The following is an 18,597-nucleotide window of genomic DNA, read 5'->3' as shown; positions in this document are numbered from 1 at the left end:
CCGGCTCCGTCAGCCGACCGTTTCAGGGAACGCAAAGCCGCCATGCAATTGAAGCACCTGCTGCTGATCGCCAGCCTCGCCCTCACCGCTGCCTGTTCCTCCAAAGCACCTGAAGTGGCAGAAAACCTGAGCGAAACCGAGCTCTATAAGCAAGCTCAGGAAGATTTGAACAACAACAACTACAACCAGGCTGTCAGCAAACTCAAGGCTCTTGAGTCCCGCTATCCGTTTGGCCGTTATGCAGATCAGTCTCAGCTTGAGCTTATCTATGCCAACTACAAGAACGGAGAGCCTGAAGCTGCCCGTACATCGGCAGACCGCTTCATTCGTCTGCACCCCCAGCATCCAAATGTCGACTACGCCTACTACATGAAAGGTGTAGCATCCTTTGAACAGGACCGCAGTCTTCTGGCGCGCTTCCTGCCATTGGATATGACCAAGCGTGACCCGGGTGCTGCCCGTGACTCATTCAATGACTTTGCTCAGTTCACCAGCCGTTTTCCAAACAGCCGGTACGCACCTGACGCCAAGGCGCGCATGACCTATCTGCGCAACCTGCTGGCAGCGTATGAAGTCCATGTAGCCGATTACTACCTGCGCCGCAAGGCTTATGTCGCTGCGGCCAACCGTGGTCGTTATGTTGTCGAAAACTTTCAGGGCACCCCATCGGTAGGGGATGGCTTGGCAGTCATGACTGAGGCCTATCAGCATCTGGGCCTCAACGACCTGGCAGCTACCAGCCTGGAAACGCTGAAAATGAACTATCCGGACAACCCAAGCCTGGATAACGGTGAGTTCAAACCCAAGCAGCGTAGCGAAGATGATCGCTCATGGCTGGCACGCGCAACCCTCGGTTTGGTTGATCGCCCCAGCGAGCCGCTTCCGCCAGGCGAGACACGAGCTGCTCAGGATGTACAGCGCCAATACGAAGATGCGAAGCGTGAAATTCCTCAGGAGCTGCTTCCAGAGAATCAACCTGCGCCTGGAGAGGCCGAAAATCCTGATGCTCCGCGTCGCTCATGGTTCAGCCGTCTGACGTTTGGTCTTTTCGACTGATGCGAACCTGAACAAAAAAGGAGGCTTTAAGCCTCCTTTTTATTTACTCCTGAAGGTCCGCAAAATAAGACACCTCATTCATATGAAGACCATGATGAGGTATAACGCTTCAACGGCCATCACACGCTGTGATGGAGTTTACTTTTGCAGTCTTCTAATGTGCCGTAACACCCGAAACGAATTTTGTAACGGCCGTACTACTATTTAGAGAACACTATGGGTTTGTTTCGCCTGCTTTTCTGGCTAGCTCTGATTATCGCTGTTGTATGGCTGTGCCGCCGCCTGCTACAGGCGAAACCACAGAAGTCACAGAAAACACGCCTGGCCAAACCACAGCCAATGGTTCGCTGCGGTCACTGCGGGGTACACATTCCTCGCGATAAAGCCCTACCCCACGGGGAGCTCTGGTTCTGCTGCCAAGATCACTTACAAAAAAGCCTGAGCAGTGAGCGCTGATTTTTTTCATTACAACCTGCAGGACAGTCGTATCCTGAGGTTGTATCACTACTACCGGGTCATTGTCGGGCTGGTTTTTATCCTTCTGGTTTCCACCAATCTGGACGACAACCTTCTGAAGGTAACCGAGGGTAAAAACTTTGTGGTCGGCAGCTGGATTTACCTAGCGGGTAATATCCTGGCGATTTTTCTGCCACCACTGCGCAAGCAAAAACAGATCTTTGCCCTGGCTCTAGTGGATATCGGGCTGCTGACCTATCTCATGTACAGCGCTGGCGGTACACCGAGTGGTATTGGCAACCTCATCATCATTACCGTATCGATCGCCAACATTCTTCTCGTTGGGCGTATTGGAATTCTGCTGGCGGCCCTGGCTACCCTTGCCCTCATTTATGCCACCGCCTATAGAACGCTTAGCCTTCCCTCAGAGGCCAATCAGTATGTTCAGGCGGGAGGCCTGGGCGCACTGTGCTTTGCCGCCGCATTTCTGGTGCAAAGTCTCGTCAGCCGACTGTCCAAAAGCCAGACTCTGGCAGAAGAGCGGGCGCACGTTGTTGCCGATCTGGAAAATCTGAATGCGCTGATCCTGGACCGTATGCGCACCGGCATTCTGGTTCTGGACTCAAGAATGGCACCTATTCTAGCCAACCCTGCCGCTCGAGAGCTGCTCGGTCATCCAGAACTCGATACCGGGGAGTTGAATGATCAATGCCCCGAATTGATGGACCGGCTACAACAGTGGGAAAGGAACCGGACGCTTCGTCCTGCACCCATGCAAGCGTTCAGCGAAGGCCCACTGATCCAGCCCAGCTTCGTCCCCATCCAACGGAGCGGCAATCAGCATATTCTGATTTTTCTGGAAAACATTTCCCGTATTGCTCAGCAGGCCCAGCAGCTAAAGCTTGCATCATTGGGACGCCTCACGGCGGGCATTGCCCATGAAATTCGCAACCCGCTGGGGGCCATAAGCCACGCGGCACAGCTTCTTCAGGAATCAGAAGTACTCGATCAGCATGATCTTCGCCTGGCCCAGATCATTCAGGATCACTCCCGGCGCATGAACATCATCATCGAGAATGTCCTGCAACTTTCCAGGCGCCGCCAGGCAGAGCCCCAGCTGCTGGACCTCAAATACTGGGTGCACCGCTTTGCGGGTGAATTCAGAACCACTCTACGTGAGCAACAGTTTGTCTATGTGCAAACGACATCAGGTACGATACAGACCCGCATGGACCCTAGCCAGCTGACTCAGGTGCTAACCAACCTCGTTCAAAATGGCCTACGCCATAGCAGCAAGCTGCACGGCAAGGGACAAGTGTGGCTGGATCTCTTCCGTGACCCCGACTCAGACCTTCCCATATTGGATGTCATTGATGATGGGCCAGGTGTACCTGAAGACCAGATCACCAACCTTTTCGAACCCTTCTTTACCACCGAAAGCAAAGGAACCGGGCTCGGCCTCTATATTTCCCGCGAATTATGCGAGAGTAACCAGGCCCGCCTCGACTACCGCCAGCAGGAACAAGGCGGCTGCTTCCGCATTACCTTTGCCCATCCGCGCAAGTTGAGCTGAACATGAATCGACAGAAAGTCCTGATCGTTGATGACGAACCCGATATCCGAGAGCTGTTAGAAATTACATTGGGTCGCATGAAGCTCGACACCTTTAGCGCAAAGAACGTGAAAGACGCAAAGGATCTGCTGGCTCGAGAATCCTTTGACTTGTGTCTGACCGACATGCGTCTTCCAGATGGCTCCGGTCTTGACCTTGTGCAATACATCCAGCAGAAATATCCAAATGTTCCTGTAGCCATGATTACCGCTTTTGGAAGTCTGGATACGGCCATCCAGGCATTGAAAGCCGGCGCCTTCGATTACCTGACCAAACCTGTTGATCTTCCTCGACTCCGGGAGCTTGTAAGCACCGCCTTACGCCTGAGCAGCTCAGCGCCTGCCCCCATCAAGGTGGCAGATCACAGGCTGCTGGGTGACTCACCGCCCATGCGTACGCTACGGGCTCAGATCGGCAAACTCGCTCGCAGCCAGGCGCCCGTCTATATCAGCGGTGAGTCCGGCAGCGGTAAAGAGTTGGTCGCCCGACTGATTCACGAGCAAGGCCCTCGTGCGGATCGCCCTTTTATTCCAGTCAACTGTGGCGCTATTCCATCAGAGCTGATGGAAAGCGAGTTTTTTGGTCACAAAAAAGGCAGCTTTACGGGCGCCATTGAAGACAAACAGGGCCTATTCCAGGCCGCCCAGGGCGGTACTTTATTTCTGGATGAAGTCGCCGATCTGCCGCTAGCCATGCAGGTAAAACTGCTTCGTGCCATTCAGGAAAAGGCTGTACGCCCCGTCGGCGGGCAACAGGAAGTAGCGCTGGATGTGCGGATATTAAGTGCCACACATAAAGATCTGGCCGCCGAAGTAGCCGCTGATCGCTTCCGGCAAGACTTGTTTTATCGCCTCAACGTCATCGAACTTCGCGTCCCTCCGCTACGTGAACGACGTGAAGACATTGCGGAACTGTGCTCGACTATCCTGAAGCGTCTCGCCAAGGAATCACAACAGGATCTGGCCCAGCTGACAGATGATGCTCTCGCCAAACTCAAGAGCTATCGCTTTCCGGGTAATGTTCGCGAGCTGGAGAACATGCTTGAGCGAGCCTATACCCTTTGTGAAGACAACCTGATCAAACCAAGCGATTTGCGCCTTGCAGATACCCCCCAGTCGTCCAGCACTGGCGAAACCAGTCTGGCCAATATCAGTAATCTTGAGGATTATCTGGAGGAGATCGAGCGAAAGCTGATCATGCAAGCGCTTGAGGAGACGCGCTGGAACCGTACAGCTGCCGCTGAACGGCTCGGGCTTTCCTTCCGCTCGATGCGGTATCGCCTGAAAAAGCTGGGCATCGATTGATTACACGTAGCTGATCTCCAGCCGTGAATCCGGCAGATAAGGTGCCGGATCGATGATAGGCGCCTCCCCTGTGATCAGATTAGTCAACAGCTGGCAGGAGGCAGGCGCCAAAACCAAACCGTTACGATAATGACCGCAGTTGAGCCACAAGCCAGGCCGCGCGGATACTGGGCCAATATAGGGAATGCCTTCAGGCGATCCTGGTCGTAGCCCAGCCCAATGAGCGACCATTGGGCTACCTTCCAGTGCAGGCAACAGCTCGATGGCTGAACGCAAAAGACTTTCGTGCGCTGCCTGGGTAGGCTTCTTGTCAAAGTCTGCATGCTCCAATGTACTGCCTACCAGAATATGCCCATCTCGCCGCGGAATGGCATAGCGCCCTTTAGCCAGCACCATACTGGGCAGAAAATCATCTGCGCATTTGAATAGCATCATCTGGCCCTTAACCGGCTCGACAGGCAAGCTGATGCCAACGCTCTTCAATAACGAGCCGCTCCATGCTCCCGCTGAAACCACAACATGCCTAGACTGGACGGCAATGCCATCCACATAGACACCGGTAACAGCGTCCCCTTCCTGAAGAAATGCCTGCACTTCGCTTCCAGTCTTTATGGTTACGTTGGGCATAGCAGCCAGAGCTGCATGAAGGGACTTAACCAGCCGCGGGTTTCTAACATTAGCCACATCCGCCATATAAATAGCCTTCTTGAAGCCCTCCCCTAATACCGGAACGTGGGAATAGGCCTCTTGAATAGGTACCGAGGCCAGAGGCCGTTGTTTGCCTTTGGCCCAGGCAAGCGCCTCAGCTTCATCATCAAGATCCAGCCAATACAGCCCTGTTACATGGACTTCAGGATCTACACCTGTCCTTTCGAAAAGCTGAGCGCCAAGTTCCGGGTAGAAATCTTGAGACCAGTGCGCCAACGCGGTGACGGGAGCGCTGTAGCGCCAGGGATAAAGCGGAGAAACGATACCTCCGCCGGCCCAGGAGGCCTCACTACCAACCTGAGCCCGCTCAAAAAGTACGATTCGTTGGCCAGATAAGGCCAACCTTAGGGAGGTAAGCAGACCTATGACCCCACCACCAATTACAACCACATCGTAAAACATGTCACATCCTTCTGTAGTGGCTTCTTGACATGAATCTGCTCAACTGGCAAAAACCGCCATGACCAGGACGGTCTGATGTAATGTTACACGCAAAGGATATGTTTCATATGGATACCAGGAAGCAAGCTGGCTTCAACTTGTTAGAGCTCATAATCGTACTGGCTTTAACAGTAGTTATTGCCTTAATCGCCTTACCCTCTTATAAACTTTTTCTCGATAAAAATAATCGAACCATTTTGGGTGATACGCTAAACCAGCATATCGGCTACGCAAGATCAATGAGTATCTTACAAGGCAGAGCGATAGAAGTATGCGGTTCAAGTGATGCTACCCACTGTGACGCTACATGGGAAAAAGGCTGGCTAATACAGTCTCCATCTACACGCGAAGTCTTTCTTTCACACACTATAGAATCCTCAGACAAGCTCTTTTGGCGAGGAAACAGGGATAGCATACGCTTCCAAGGGAACGGCACATTAATATTCGGAAACGGAACTTTCTTTCTATGCAGCGCCAAAAATACGGTCCTTTGGAAGTATGTATTAAGCAGACAAGGCCGGATACGTGAAGCAAGAAACAAAGAGATTACTGAACTATGCATGCAATAAACTATTAAAAATAAGACATTTATTAGGCTTGTTGATCACCGACATACAGAGCATTGAACCTTTATGGCAGCCACTCTAAAGCCATATGAAGTCGAAAAGCACAACTTATGAGCAACCTCAATAGCAGGTTGACCGGTTATCGACGGATGGAATCCGGCCATCCCTTCAGTGGCGACAGAAACAGGTTCTGACGTCACTCTATAGCCATAAAATTGACTTGGGATTCAGCATGCTACGTTACAGAGGCTCTCTTGGATTCACCTTAATAGAGCTTATGGTGGTTGTAGCGCTGGTAGCTGTCGTTGCAACCATAGCCATGCCACAGTTCTCTCTTCTGATCCAATCCAATCAAGTGCAATCAACCAGCAATGAGCTGTACGGGGCGCTTATGTATACCCGTGGTGAAGCTGTTGCGCGTGGAGTACCTGTGACGATAACAGCACCCTCGGCAGATGGATGGACTCAGGGCCTTAAGATTACTAGTGGCTCAGAAACCCTTCGAGACTACAGCGACACAGGCTTGAATCAACAAAGCGTAAACGCAACGGGCACTAAAGTATCGATCACTTTTGGCCCACTAGGAATCGTTACAAAAGCAAATGGTGCTGTCTGCACTCAAGGGAATTGCGAGTCAATTATTTTGATCTGCTCTAAGGGCGGAACCGGTGCGAAAGGTAAAAAAATCACAATAGAGCAAAACGGAAATATCTCTAGCCCTACAGATGCCGCAGCTACGGCAGGTGTTACGGGGTGTAAAGCATGAGTCGGCGCATGAGTTCAAAAAACAACTCCACTGGCTTCAGCATGATTGAGGTCTTGGTCAGTCTGCTAATACTTTGTATTGGAATATTAGGCATGGCTGCGCTTCAAACGCGAAGCATTAAGCTTACTCAGGACTCTGTACAACTTAATAACGCCACCATGCTGGCAGGCGACTTGCTGGAAATGATGAGAAGCAACCCTGGAAATAACAGTGCGCTTTTTACAACGTCATCGAACTATTACAAGCCGCTAAATAGTGACTTTCAGACGACACCGCTAGCAAGCGGAGAGTCATGCGCAAGCTTAGATCGTAGCTTGGGCGGAGAGGCTGTGGCTAGAAAAGACTTAACCTGTTGGTTAATGCAAGTTAAAGCTCAACTTCCGGTTAACGACGATTTAATAAAAAGCAATTTTGCCGTATGCCCTCAAAGCACTCCAGACAATACTTGCACCTCCGGCAGCAATAGCTCTGTCGTTATGATTCAAATAGCGTGGCAAGACAACTCAGGGAGCTGCGCCAATAATGTTTGCTACTATCGCTTGCGTACTGAACTTTAAAATGAACCAAATAAACTCTCATTCTAAGCAAGCAGGGCTATCACTTATAGAGATAATGGTTGCCCTTACCATTAGCTGCTTTTTGATACTAGGCGTATCCCAAATATATATCACCAACAAACGCAGCTACGCATTTCAACAGAGCCAAGCGAATAATCAAGACAATAGTCGATTTGCTCTTATGGTTCTCGAACAGCAACTAGCCAGAACCGGATATAGAGCTGATCCACTAAAAAACAATATGATACAAAGCTTTCCTGAAGCTAAAAGCATAGACAGTTGCCCTTCATTTCAAGCAGGACAAACCTATCAAATAGCCAAGTTAAAAAATAATCGTGACAGCATCTGCTTTCGCTATCAAGGGGCAGAGGCCCCTAATGATGCCGATTGGGATTTGGACTGCTTAGGCAACTCGATCCCTTCAGGCAAAGTCATTGTCAGCCGAATAACTTACAGCTCGACTGACAGCAAAATAACTTGTACTGCACAAGGTAAAACCGCAACTCTAGTTACAGGCTTGACCGACTTCAAATGGTTTGTTTTGCCTAACACTAATGACTCTGCTGTGCAGTCCATCCGCTATGCAGCATTGTTTTCCTCGCAAAACAATGTTCAGGATGGCATATCGAGTGACGCGATAAATCGCTGGAACGCTCTTACTGGCTCTAACTTAGATAACAACGGAAAGAAACTTTATCAAATTTCTCAAAGCACCGTTGCCTTAAGGAATTTAATGCCATGAAACTCTCTTCACGCCAGGAAGGAGCCGTTCTTTTAGTCGCTCTAGTAATGCTATTACTCATTACCCTGATCGCAACTGCGAGTATTCGAGAAACAGCGTTACAAAGTCGAATAAGCGGAAGCGTGTCTGAACGTAAGCAAGCATCTAATGCGGCAGAGGCAGCATTACGAGAAGGCGAAAGAAGACTATTGAATCATCCAACAGCAAGCGAAGGCTATGCAGATTGCGGAGTTAGCACTGAAAATCTTAATACTAACTTATGCATATTAGGCACAGACCGCTTCAAAACAAATTCGGTTGCGGGCTCAAACTGGTGGGCAATTGGATCTAAATATGCAATCGATTACAAAGGTTCCTCTGACACCTATCCAGCCTCATTTTCTAGCGGGCCTCGCTGGAACGCGGCGTATATGGGACAAGAGTCCATAGATGCGAGTGGCTACTCTTACGACAATACATCGCCAGTAACGTATTACTATCGCGTAACGTCTATGGCCTACCCGAACGAACAAAAACGTTTCCCCGTTATTCTACAATCTGTAATCAGCGTAGAGCGCTAAAAGAGAGCCGTGATGAAATTCCTTACCTCTCCCAGCCGGTTATTAATTGGCACGTTACTACCGGTAGCCGTATTGTTTTCCGTTAGAGCTGAAGCAGCTAACCTCTCATTACCGCAGGCACCTCTTTTCCTCACAACAGGCGTAGCACCAAATATTATTGTTACGCTTGACAACTCAAACAGCATGAAATGGGGGTTTGTCCCCGACTCACTGGGTTATGCCAATAATAATCTTAGGGCTACTCGTAGGGTTAAATCTTCTACATTCAACCCGATGTACTATAACCCAAATTTAAAGTACGAAGTCCCAAAAAAAGTTACCTTCAACTCCGGCACGGTCACTATCACCGAATATCCTGTAAGTAATAGCACAACTTTTGACTTCAAAAAAGTTTATGTCAATGGCTATAATCCATCACTTGGAACTTTAGACCTTAGCTCGGACTATCGAGTTGCCTGGGAGTATGATACCTCTAGAGGCCAGGACAAGGTGTTTGCTGACAACCGTTATGCGACTAACTACGGCGGAAGCACAGGAGTTATTTATTATCTAGCTGAAAATCCTGCCAGCGACTTTAGAAGCTGGTATACAGACAACACCAGACAGGGTGTACCTGCGTATTATTACATTTATAATCAAGCCTCTAACTGTACTATTACAAACGATAATTGTTATAGCAAAGTCGACGTTAGCAGCACATCAGGTCCTGGGCGTATAGATGAAAGACAAAACTTCGCCATCTGGTATGCTTTCTATCGTAACCGAGCGTTAGCAACACAAACTGCAACAAATATTGCGTTCGCTAATTTCTCTGAGTCCATTCGACTAACTTGGCAGGACTTGAGTAACTGCACAACATTAAACTCTACGACTTGCAGAGGCATCAGTTACAACGGCAGCAATAAACTGCGTACCTTTACAGGTCAGGCCAAGGCAAACTTCTTCACTTGGCTTGGAGATATCAACTACAATACGGGTACACCGTTACGCTCAGCATTAGACCGCGCAGGTAGATTCTTACAAACCACCGGTTCTGATGCCCCCTATGCTTACGATCCCGGAAGAACCCAATCGCCTGAATATGCTTGTCGTCCCAGTTACCACATCATGATGACAGACGGGAAATGGAACTCAGACAATTTCTCCGTAGGAAACGTAGATAGTAATAGCACCACCCTTCCTGACGGAACTGTCTACACACCAAGGGCACCTTTCATAGATAGCGCCGCCAATACACTGGCTGACCTTGCATTTAAATACTGGGCCACGGATGCGCAACCCAATATATCTAACAATCTCTCCCCCTATATCAGAGAGTCTATTAGTGATGCCAAAGCTCAGTATTGGAACCCTAAAAATGATCCTGCTAATTGGCAGCACTTGGTTAATTACACGCTAGGCCTTGGCTTAAGTGAATCGTTAATAAATCCAAAGTGGGACGGAGACACCTATTCGGGAGGATATAGCGGTTTATTAGCTGGCAATGTGCAGTGGCCAGCAGCGGCGAGCGACAGCGACAATAATGTTTATGACTTGTGGCATACGGCAATTAACTCCAGAGGAGAGTTCTTTAGCGTAGAGAGCCCTGATGCACTCGTCACGGCAATGCAAAATATTGTCAGCAGAATTAGCGAAGCGGAAACCGCGTCTGCAGGACAAGCACTCAGCTCTCCTTTTCAAGAGAGCAATTCTACTTCTCTCTACACATATACGCCCTCTTTTTCGAGCCAAGATTGGAGTGGAGACCTTATTAAGTCGAGTCGCTCAAATACTAAAAACTCTAAAGTATGGAGCGCACAGGCCCTCTTGAATACAACCTATGGGTTAGGAAATACAAATTACGCAAAGCGTAAGGTTTATATTGCCAGCTCAAACACTACTAATAAACTGCAAGATTTCTCATGGAATAACCTTAGCAGCATTCAGCAAACCAGCTTAAATATGACGCTAAGTGGTAAAGACTCCAATGGCCAGTTGAGGGTTAATTATTTACGTGGCGATAGAACCTATGAGAGCCCTACAAAAGCACCTAGCTTTAGGGTTCGGAAGCATATTTTAGGGGATATCATCAATTCAACGCCGGTACTTGTTGGAGCGCCCAGCGGCTCTACGGCTCTGATGAATGCTACCGTGGTCAATAGCGATGGCTCCGCGTCAGCTAGCTATACCGCGTATAAAACCAAATGGGCATCACGCGCAGCAAGGATCTATGTGGGTGCCAATGATGGCATGCTGCATGCTTTTGATGACAGCGGTAATGAACAATTCGCTTTTATACCAAGCGCAGTTATTGGAAATCTCTACAAACTCTCAGACCCCAGTTATAACAACTCTGCTCATCAATACTATGTCGATGGGTCTCCTACAGCTTCGGATGTTTACTTTGATGGTGCTTGGCATACCGTATTGGTGGGCAGCCTACGTGGCGGCGGAAGGTCATTGTTTGCCTTAGATATAACGGACCCTAAAAATCCCGTGCTGTTGTGGGAAAAAAGCTCCAGCGATATCGATTATGCAGATCTTGGCTTTACCTATTCCAAGCCTCAAATTGCTCGCCTGCACGATGGGAACTGGGCAGTTATAGTGGCTAACGGATATAACAGTGTTAATGACAAAGCCGTTCTTTATCTAATGAACATTAAAGATGGCAGCAAGTTAGCAGCACTAACTGCGTCCGGCAGTAATGCTACAAATGGACTTTCATCTCCTTTCGTTGCAGACGTCAATGGGGACTTGATCGCTGATTATGTATACGCAGGTGATCTGCAAGGCAATATGTGGCGTTTCGATTTGATTGGAGCACAAGGTCTACTAGGTACAGCGACTGCAAGCGACTTTAAAGTAGCATTTGGAAACGCGCCACTTTTCAAAGCCACTGCTGGTACCTATGCTACTGGAGCAACAAATTTAACTCAGCCCATTACTGCTAGCCCTTATTTAGTTAAGCATCCTAGCGGGACAGGGCATATTGTTATATTTGGCACAGGAAAATATATTGAAGATATCGATTCCAGCGCCAATGCAACCAAAGCCATGAGTATTTATGGAATTTGGGACCGGCAGACTTCAGGCGTAGCCTCTAGCACTCCCACAGTTTCAAGAAGCAATCTTCAGGCTCAGAACTTTAGCCAGAGCGTAAAAATAACTTACATAAGCGCTAGCGGTGATAGCGTTGAATCACAGGCGTCAACGCTAAGCAATAACACCGTCAAATGGTATGACCCAACTACTAATAAAACTGGCCTTTATGGTTACTATATTGATTTTCCGTTGACTGGCGAGATGGTAGTTAACAGACCAAGTCTTGCAGGCGGAACAGCTATAGTGACTTCGCTTGTCCCAAATGCAGACCCTTGCAGCCAAGGCGTTACTACGTGGTTGAATACATTTGATCCCTACACGGGTGGGGCGTCAAATACGTTGGAGCTCGGAACATCCACTAAGTATTCACGAATTTTCTTAGAGGGTTTAATTAGCGGTCCCTCTACCAGTACATTAGGAACACTGATCAACATTAGCGGAACGACCACCGACGATAGCGGAGTGAAAAAATCCGTTAGCCTTACAAGCAAGAATAATCGTCGCCAGAGCTGGCGCTCGATCCCTGTCGAGGAATAAGAATGAAGCGAAGATTAAGAGGTTTTACGCTAATAGAAATGATGGTTACGGTTGCAATAATAGCCATCATTGCAGCTATAGCCATACCTAGTTATAGCCGGTACGTAACGCGTGCTCATCGCTCGGAAGGCCAAGCGCTGCTTAACGAGGCTGCTGCCCGCATGGAGCGCTATTATGCGCAAAACAATAAATATACAGCTTCGCCGGCCGATTTGGGCCTAGGCAACCCTACAGTTGTATCTGACAACGGATACTACGAACTTGATATAACCTCTTATGATAGAAGCAAAAACGAAGAAAAAGAGAATTATGCAAAACATGGCCCTTACTTGCTGACAGCAAAAGCCGCCGGACCACAAAAGAACGATAAAGAGTGCCAAAATTTAACCTTGAATGCTCAAGGCAAAAAAGGTACCTCGGGAACCAGCAGCGCTACAGAGTGCTGGCGCTAAATAAAAAGGCCCGACTAACCAGTCGGGCCTTTTTATTTAAACAGCCTTTAATCTCAACTCCTTCGGCAGCGAGAACGTTATATTCTCCGGCTGGCCTTCGAGTTCTAGCCCCTCGCTCGCGCCCCAAGTTTTCAGCTGGTCAATAACGCCTTTGACCAGAATCTCAGGAGCTGACGCGCCTGCTGTAATACCAATTCGCCCTACCCCGCTGAACCACTCCTGTTTGAGATCCTCTGCACCATCGATAAGGTAGGCTGGGGTTCCCATACGCTCGGATAGCTCACGCAGACGGTTGGAATTGGAGCTATTAGGACTTCCAACGACTAGAACGATGTCAGACTCAGTTGCTAGTGTTTTAACCGCGTCCTGGCGATTCTGAGTGGCGTAGCAGATGTCGTCTTTGCGTGGGCCGCCAATGTTCGGAAACTTGCCGCGCAAGGCATCGATGACCTTGCTTGTGTCGTCCATAGACAGCGTAGTCTGAGTAACGAAAGCTAGCGAGTCAGGGTTGCGGACCTGAAGCGCCGCAACGTCTTCCTCGTCTTCTACAAGGTAGATCGATCCGCCATTACGCGTATCGTACTGGCCCATAGTGCCCTCTACTTCCGGATGACCTTCATGGCCAATCAGAATGCATTCGCGGCCGTCACGGCTGTATTTGGCTACTTCCATGTGAACTTTGGTCACCAGCGGACACGTAGCATCAAAAACCTTGAGCCCTCTGTTTTCAGCTTCCTTGCGTACCGCCTGGGAAACGCCATGGGCGCTGAAGATCACGATAACATCATCAGGCACCTGATCCAGCTCTTCGACAAAAACAGCGCCACGGTTGCGCAGGTTTTCTACGACGAACTTGTTATGCACCACTTCATGTCGGACATAGATCGGCGGGCCGAACACATCAAGCGCGCGATTGACGATATCGATTGCGCGATCAACCCCTGCGCAAAATCCGCGAGGGTTGGCTAATTTGATTTGCATGTTGAATTCCTTTCGCTCAGCGTCTGCTACTGAGCAGGCCTCAATGGGCAACAACCGGCTCAATGGCGATAATTTCGACTTCGAACGTCAACGTGCGCCCAGCAAGCGGGTGGTTGAAGTCTATAATCACCGCATGATCATCGAAGGATTTAACGATGCCGGGCATTTCGCCTCCTGCCGCATCGGTAAAGATAATCAGCAACCCTTCGGACAAGTCCATATTCTCGAAATCGTCTCGAGGCATCTGCTGCAGATTTTGCGGGTTTGGCTGACCAAACCCCTGCTCAGGCAGAATCGTCAGGCTACTACGCGCGCCCTCAGGCAAGCCGAACAACGCTTGCTCGAAGCCAGGCAGGAGATTGCCGTCCCCTACCCTGAACGTTGCAGGCGCCTTGTCAAAGGTTGTGTCAACAATATCGCCGTTTTCCAGCTTGATCGCGAAATTGAGCGTTACGCGCGTTTCCGGACCAACCGTTATCTCAGACATGGGCTTCTCCTGTCTTTTTGGTACGGAACATATCCAGGGCAAGCATGATGGCACCTACGGTAATGGCGCTGTCTGCCAAGTTGAAAGCGGGAAACAGATGTTCCCGCCAATGTACAAGGACGAAATCAATAACGTGCCCCAACACGATACGGTCGTACAGGTTACCGATAGCGCCGCCAAGGATCAGCGCCAGGGCAATAGCAATCCAGGTATCGTTGCGTCCCAACCGCTTGAGCCAGACTACCAGGGTAATGCTGACTGCAATGGCAATCGCAGCAAAAAGCCAACGCTGCCAACCGGAATGATCCGCCAGAAAGCTGAACGCTGCGCCTGTGTTATAGGCGAGCGTCCAGCTGAACAGATCAGGAATCACCTCGATGCGCTGATACAGACTGAGCTGCCCTTCAAAATAAGCCTTGCTCAGTTGATCCAACACAACGACGACCACACTCAACCATAACCAGGCCAGACGGCCAAAACGGCCTGCCTCAGGCATAGCGGCGCACCTCACCATTGCCAAAGACGTTACTGACGCAACGGCCACAGATTTCAGGGTGGTTGGGATCAATTCCTACGTCATCACGATGGTGCCAGCAACGGGCACACTTGGTGCTGCCTGATTTGCGAACCAGAAGTTTGAGACCTGCTACCTCGCTCTCTACCGCTTCGTCAGACGCCTCGTCAAACGTTGCAACCTCGACCCGAGAAGTGATCAGGATAAAGCGCAGGTCTTCACCCAGTTTCTTCAGTACCCCACTCAGCGGGCCGTCAACGAACAGCGTGATTTCTGCCTGAAGGTTGCCGCCGATTGTCTTGGCGTTACGCTGGTTTTCCAGCTCCTTGTTGACAGCAGCCTTGACCGCCATCACCTGATCCCAGAATGCGCGATCAAGCTCAGTGTCAGCTGGCAGTTCGGTCAACTGGTCATACCAGGTATTAAGCATGACAGACTCGTTGCGCTTGCCTGGCAGGTATTGCCAGATTTCCTCGGCAGTGAAGGCCAAGATAGGCGCAATCCAGCGAACCAGTGCTTCCGCAATATGGAACATGGCTGTTTGGCAGGAACGGCGAGCGCGGCTGTCAGTGCCCGTGGTGTACTGGCGATCCTTGATGATGTCGAGATAGAAGCCACCCAGTTCATGCACACAGAAATTGTGCACTTTCTGGTACACGTTCCAGAAACGATACTCGTTGTAGGCTTCCTCAAGCTCATGTTGCAACAGGAGCGCGCGATCCACAGCCCAGCGATCAATAGCGATCATGTCTTCCGATGCCAGCAGATGCTGCTCAGGATCGAAGCCGTTCAGGTTGGAAAGGAGGAAACGTGCAGTATTGCGGATACGGCGATAAGAGTCAGCCGAGCGCTGCAGGATCTGTTGGGAAACCGCCATTTCACCCGAGTAGTCAGTCGCCGAAACCCATAGGCGCAAAATGTCAGCGCCCAGCGTATCCGTCACCTGCTGCGGTGCAATCACATTGCCCAGCGATTTGGACATCTTGCGGCCATTCTCATCTACGGTAAACCCGTGCGTGAGCAATGCTTTGTAGGGTGGGTGGTCGTCGATGGCACAACCGGTCAGCAGCGATGAGTGGAACCAACCACGATGCTGGTCGGAGCCTTCCAGATACAGGTCAGCAACCGGCCCTTGATCATGGCCCAGCTGATGCGAGCCACGCAGCACATGCCAATGGGTAGTGCCCGAGTCAAACCAGACGTCCAACGTATCAGCGATTTTTTCATACTGGGCGGCTTCATCACCCAGCAACTCGGCAGCATCCAGCTTGAACCATGCCTCGATACCGGCCTGCTCAACGCGCTGAGCAACCTCTTCCATCAACTCTACCGTGCGAGGATGCAGCTCTCCGCTTTCCTTATGCAGGAAGAATGGAATCGGGACACCCCAGGTACGCTGACGCGAGATACACCAGTCAGGCCGACCGGCAATCATGCCATGCAAACGGGCCTGTCCCCAGGCGGGCACAAACTGGGTCTGCTCGATGCCTGCCAAGGCACGCTCACGAAGGGTGCCGCCCTCTACTGGCTGCTTGTCCATGCCCACAAACCACTGCGCGGTCGCACGGTAGATCAGTGGGGTTTTGTGACGCCAGCAATGCATGTAGCTGTGAGTGATATTCTCGCTGGCCATCAGGCAGCCGACTTCGCGCAGCTTCTCGACAATGGCGGGATTGACTTTCCAGATGAACTGACCACCAAAGAAGGGCAACGACTCGACATAGACGCCGTTGCTCTGCACGGGGCTCAGGATGTCATCGTTGGTCATGCCGTAGCGCTTGCAGGACCGGAAGTCATCCTCACCGTAAGCAGGCGCACTGTGCACAATACCCGTACCAGCACCCAGTTCAACATAGTCAGCAAGGTAAATGGGCGAACGGCGATCGTAGAAAGGATGATTGAAAGCGATCAGCTCCAGCGCTTCACCCTTAGCCGTCGCGATGACCTGTCCTTCCAGCGAGTACCGCGCAAGGCAGCTCTCGACCAGCTCCTCAGCCAGCAGAAGCAGCTTGTCGCCTACATCTACCAGTGCATAGTCAAACTCGGGATGCACATTAAGCGCCTGGTTGGCCGGGATGGTCCAGGGTGTGGTAGTCCAGATGACGATATAGGCTTTCTTGGGCAGCGCTTCCAGGCCGAAGGCAGCAGCAAGCTTGTCATCCTCGGCGCAGGGGAAGGCTACATCGATCGTCATGGACTGCTTGTCCGCGTATTCCACTTCAGCTTCGGCCAATGCAGAACCGCAATCGAAGCACCAGTTGACCGGCTTCAGACCCTTGAATACAAAGCCTTTACGAACCATTTCAGCCAATGCACGGATTTCTCCCGCCTCGTTGGCATAATCCATGGTTTTGTAGGGATTATCCCACTCACCCAACACACCCAAGCGAATGAAGTCGGCTTTCTGTCCTTCTACCTGCTCAGCCGCATAGGCACGGCAGAGTTCGCGGGTTTTGTCTGCTGGCAGATTCTTGCCGTGGGTGATCTCAACCTTGTGTTCGATAGGCAGGCCATGGCAATCCCAGCCGGGAACATAGGGTGCGTCATAACCCGACAGGGTTTTGGAGCGGACAATAATGTCCTTGATGATCTTGTTGACCGCATGACCAATATGAATATTGCCGTTGGCATAGGGCGGGCCATCATGAAGGATAAAGGTAGGACGCCCTTTGCCAATTTCGCGCAGCTTTTGGTAGAGACCAATACCATTCCAGTACTTGAGGGTTTCAGGCTCGCGTTGCGGCAAGCCGGCTTTCATGGGGAAATCGGTAGCTGGAAGGTTAAGCGTGGCTTTGTAATCGGTCATTTCGGGCTCTTCAGATCTCATCAAGCGGTTGGCCCAGCCAATAAGCTCGGGCGGCGGCGACATCGGCATCAATCGCCGCCTTCAATGCCTCCAGAGAGGCGAAACGCTGCTCGTCTCGCAGCTTGCGGTGAAAAACAACAGTCAGATGCTGACCATACAGATCGCCAGCATATTCGAGAAGATGTACTTCAAGATGGGGACGGCCATCGCCTTTTACAGTAGGACGAAGACCAATATTTGCAACGCCTCCCCGGATCTGGCCATGAATATCCACGTTGACCAGATAAACCCCTTTCATGGGTGGCAGACGGCGCTTCAGCTGAACATTAGCAGTAGGCCAGCCTAATTGGCGAGCAAGCTTCTGTCCATGCAGTACACGCCCAGATAAGGTATAGGGGCGTCCCAGCATTCGATTTGCAAGAGACAGATCCCCCGAAGCCAACGCTTCTCGAATGCGCGTACTGCTTATTCTCATGCCATCCAACTCGACCGTTGTAGCGGCCTCAACCGTAAACCCGTTGATCCGCCCTGCATCGACCAGAAAATCAAAATCGCCAGCACGGTCACAGCCAAAGCGGAAGTCATCCCCGACCTCAAGGTGCTTGATGCCCAATCCCTGGATAAGCACCTGATCGATAAAGGCTCGTGCTGAAAGCTCGCGCAGTCGACGGTTGAAGGCCAGACACACAACACGGTCTACGCCTGCCTTGGATAGCAACTCCAGCTTCTCGCGAAGGCGCGTCAACCGCACTGGAGCTTGTTCAGGCGCAAAGTACTCACGCGGCTGTGGCTCGAATATAACTACACAACTAGGCACTCTGAGCTCTATTGCTCGTTCATGCAGACGAGCCAGAATCGCCTGATGTCCCAGGTGTACTCCGTCGAAATTGCCTATGGTGGCAACACAGCCCTGCGGCAGGGGACTGAGATTATGAAGGCCTCGAACCAGCTGCATAGCACGCGTTCTATTT

17 protein-coding genes are annotated in these 18,597 nt (G+C 50.6%); 11 read left to right on the top strand and 6 right to left on the bottom strand.

The window, feature by feature from the left end:
• Window positions 1–42: 42 nt before the first annotated feature.
• From AC4LF3_RS04235 to AC4LF3_RS04220, 4 genes are all read left to right on the top strand, one after another.
• Window positions 43–1,056, top strand: a complete 1,014-nt coding sequence (locus AC4LF3_RS04235) for an outer membrane protein assembly factor BamD (RefSeq protein WP_010797197.1) — start codon at window positions 43–45, stop codon at window positions 1,054–1,056.
• Window positions 1,057–1,272: 216 nt separating this feature from the next.
• Window positions 1,273–1,512, top strand: coding sequence for a PP0621 family protein (locus AC4LF3_RS04230; protein ID WP_239381792.1), 240 nt, complete (start codon window positions 1,273–1,275; stop codon window positions 1,510–1,512).
• On the top strand, window positions 1,502–3,085 hold the full coding sequence (locus tag AC4LF3_RS04225; RefSeq protein ID WP_150347965.1) for a sensor histidine kinase: 1,584 nt from the start codon (window positions 1,502–1,504) through the stop codon (window positions 3,083–3,085). The genes AC4LF3_RS04230 and AC4LF3_RS04225 overlap by 11 nt, the downstream gene beginning before the upstream one ends.
• A 2-nt stretch (window positions 3,086–3,087) precedes the next feature.
• A complete protein-coding gene (locus tag AC4LF3_RS04220; protein ID WP_219650701.1) occupies window positions 3,088–4,428 on the top strand; it encodes a sigma-54-dependent transcriptional regulator in 1,341 nt (446 codons plus the stop codon).
• On the opposite strand, the gene thiO is transcribed toward AC4LF3_RS04220, so the two are convergent.
• Window positions 4,429–5,538, bottom strand: a complete 1,110-nt coding sequence (gene thiO, locus AC4LF3_RS04215; protein WP_491834833.1) for a glycine oxidase ThiO — start codon at window positions 5,536–5,538, stop codon at window positions 4,429–4,431.
• Between the two features lie 107 nt (window positions 5,539–5,645).
• On the opposite strand from thiO, the gene AC4LF3_RS04210 reads away from it, so the two are divergent.
• The 7 genes from AC4LF3_RS04210 to AC4LF3_RS04180 all read left to right on the top strand — a co-directional run bounded on the left by AC4LF3_RS04210 (window position 5,646) and on the right by AC4LF3_RS04180 (window position 12,838).
• Window positions 5,646–6,146, top strand: coding sequence for a GspH/FimT family pseudopilin (locus AC4LF3_RS04210; protein ID WP_491834832.1), 501 nt, complete (start codon window positions 5,646–5,648; stop codon window positions 6,144–6,146).
• A gap of 229 nt (window positions 6,147–6,375) precedes the next feature.
• Window positions 6,376–6,909, top strand: a complete 534-nt coding sequence (locus AC4LF3_RS04205) for a GspH/FimT family pseudopilin (RefSeq protein ID WP_122044845.1) — start codon at window positions 6,376–6,378, stop codon at window positions 6,907–6,909.
• An 8-nt stretch (window positions 6,910–6,917) separates the two neighbouring features.
• Window positions 6,918–7,466 carry a type IV pilus modification protein PilV gene (pilV, locus tag AC4LF3_RS04200; protein WP_491834831.1) on the top strand — a complete coding sequence of 183 codons (549 nt, stop codon included), beginning with the start codon at window positions 6,918–6,920 and terminating at the stop codon, window positions 7,464–7,466.
• Window positions 7,432–8,208 carry a PilW family protein gene (locus tag AC4LF3_RS04195; protein WP_491834830.1) on the top strand — a complete coding sequence of 259 codons (777 nt, stop codon included), beginning with the start codon at window positions 7,432–7,434 and terminating at the stop codon, window positions 8,206–8,208. The genes pilV and AC4LF3_RS04195 overlap by 35 nt, the downstream gene beginning before the upstream one ends.
• Window positions 8,205–8,768, top strand: coding sequence for a pilus assembly PilX family protein (locus tag AC4LF3_RS04190; RefSeq protein WP_122043381.1), 564 nt, complete (start codon window positions 8,205–8,207; stop codon window positions 8,766–8,768). The genes AC4LF3_RS04195 and AC4LF3_RS04190 overlap by 4 nt, the downstream gene beginning before the upstream one ends.
• A 12-nt stretch (window positions 8,769–8,780) precedes the next feature.
• A complete protein-coding gene (locus tag AC4LF3_RS04185; RefSeq protein ID WP_491834829.1) occupies window positions 8,781–12,386 on the top strand; it encodes a pilus assembly protein in 3,606 nt (1,201 codons plus the stop codon).
• A gap of 2 nt (window positions 12,387–12,388) precedes the next feature.
• A complete protein-coding gene (locus AC4LF3_RS04180; RefSeq protein ID WP_491834828.1) occupies window positions 12,389–12,838 on the top strand; it encodes a type IV pilin protein in 450 nt (149 codons plus the stop codon).
• 36 nt (window positions 12,839–12,874) lie between these two features.
• Here the strand turns inward: AC4LF3_RS04180 and ispH are convergent, their stop codons facing one another.
• The 5 genes from ispH to ribF are packed head-to-tail and all read right to left on the bottom strand — an operon-like array spanning window position 12,875 to window position 18,581.
• Window positions 12,875–13,819 (bottom strand): 4-hydroxy-3-methylbut-2-enyl diphosphate reductase, encoded by a 945-nt coding sequence (ispH, locus tag AC4LF3_RS04175; protein WP_491834827.1) that lies wholly within the window; start codon window positions 13,817–13,819, stop codon window positions 12,875–12,877.
• 40 nt (window positions 13,820–13,859) lie between these two features.
• Window positions 13,860–14,306 (bottom strand): FKBP-type peptidyl-prolyl cis-trans isomerase, encoded by a 447-nt coding sequence (locus AC4LF3_RS04170; RefSeq protein WP_010797184.1) that lies wholly within the window; start codon window positions 14,304–14,306, stop codon window positions 13,860–13,862.
• Window positions 14,299–14,802, bottom strand: coding sequence for a signal peptidase II (lspA, locus tag AC4LF3_RS04165; RefSeq protein WP_010797183.1), 504 nt, complete (start codon window positions 14,800–14,802; stop codon window positions 14,299–14,301). Before lspA ends, AC4LF3_RS04170 begins: the two co-directional genes overlap by 8 nt.
• Window positions 14,795–17,626, bottom strand: a complete 2,832-nt coding sequence (ileS, locus tag AC4LF3_RS04160) for an isoleucine--tRNA ligase (RefSeq protein WP_491834826.1) — start codon at window positions 17,624–17,626, stop codon at window positions 14,795–14,797. The genes lspA and ileS overlap by 8 nt, the downstream gene beginning before the upstream one ends.
• A 10-nt stretch (window positions 17,627–17,636) precedes the next feature.
• A complete protein-coding gene (ribF, locus tag AC4LF3_RS04155) occupies window positions 17,637–18,581 on the bottom strand; it encodes a bifunctional riboflavin kinase/FAD synthetase (RefSeq protein WP_019367076.1) in 945 nt (314 codons plus the stop codon).
• Window positions 18,582–18,597 lie beyond the last annotated feature (16 nt).

It is taken from the genome of Pseudomonas sp. C2.3V (assembly GCF_058536325.1).
Note: the sequence above shows the minus strand (reverse complement) of the source record. Positions and strands in the feature narration are given on the sequence as shown.

Coding starts and splice junctions, on each gene's coding strand:
- AC4LF3_RS04235 (WP_010797197.1), top strand. CDS start 43: ATGCAATTGAAGCACCTGCTGCTGATCGCCAGCCTCGCCCTCACCGCT.
- AC4LF3_RS04230 (WP_239381792.1), top strand. CDS start 1,273: ATGGGTTTGTTTCGCCTGCTTTTCTGGCTAGCTCTGATTATCGCTGTT.
- AC4LF3_RS04220 (WP_219650701.1), top strand. CDS start 3,088: ATGAATCGACAGAAAGTCCTGATCGTTGATGACGAACCCGATATCCGA.
- thiO (WP_491834833.1), bottom strand. CDS start 5,538: ATGTTTTACGATGTGGTTGTAATTGGTGGTGGGGTCATAGGTCTGCTT.
- AC4LF3_RS04210 (WP_491834832.1), top strand. CDS start 5,646: ATGGATACCAGGAAGCAAGCTGGCTTCAACTTGTTAGAGCTCATAATC.
- AC4LF3_RS04205 (WP_122044845.1), top strand. CDS start 6,376: ATGCTACGTTACAGAGGCTCTCTTGGATTCACCTTAATAGAGCTTATG.
- pilV (WP_491834831.1), top strand. CDS start 6,918: ATGAGTTCAAAAAACAACTCCACTGGCTTCAGCATGATTGAGGTCTTG.
- AC4LF3_RS04195 (WP_491834830.1), top strand. CDS start 7,432: ATGTTTGCTACTATCGCTTGCGTACTGAACTTTAAAATGAACCAAATA.
- AC4LF3_RS04190 (WP_122043381.1), top strand. CDS start 8,205: ATGAAACTCTCTTCACGCCAGGAAGGAGCCGTTCTTTTAGTCGCTCTA.
- AC4LF3_RS04185 (WP_491834829.1), top strand. CDS start 8,781: ATGAAATTCCTTACCTCTCCCAGCCGGTTATTAATTGGCACGTTACTA.
- AC4LF3_RS04180 (WP_491834828.1), top strand. CDS start 12,389: ATGAAGCGAAGATTAAGAGGTTTTACGCTAATAGAAATGATGGTTACG.
- ispH (WP_491834827.1), bottom strand. CDS start 13,819: ATGCAAATCAAATTAGCCAACCCTCGCGGATTTTGCGCAGGGGTTGAT.
- AC4LF3_RS04170 (WP_010797184.1), bottom strand. CDS start 14,306: ATGTCTGAGATAACGGTTGGTCCGGAAACGCGCGTAACGCTCAATTTC.
- lspA (WP_010797183.1), bottom strand. CDS start 14,802: ATGCCTGAGGCAGGCCGTTTTGGCCGTCTGGCCTGGTTATGGTTGAGT.
- ileS (WP_491834826.1), bottom strand. CDS start 17,626: ATGACCGATTACAAAGCCACGCTTAACCTTCCAGCTACCGATTTCCCC.
- ribF (WP_019367076.1), bottom strand. CDS start 18,581: ATGCAGCTGGTTCGAGGCCTTCATAATCTCAGTCCCCTGCCGCAGGGC.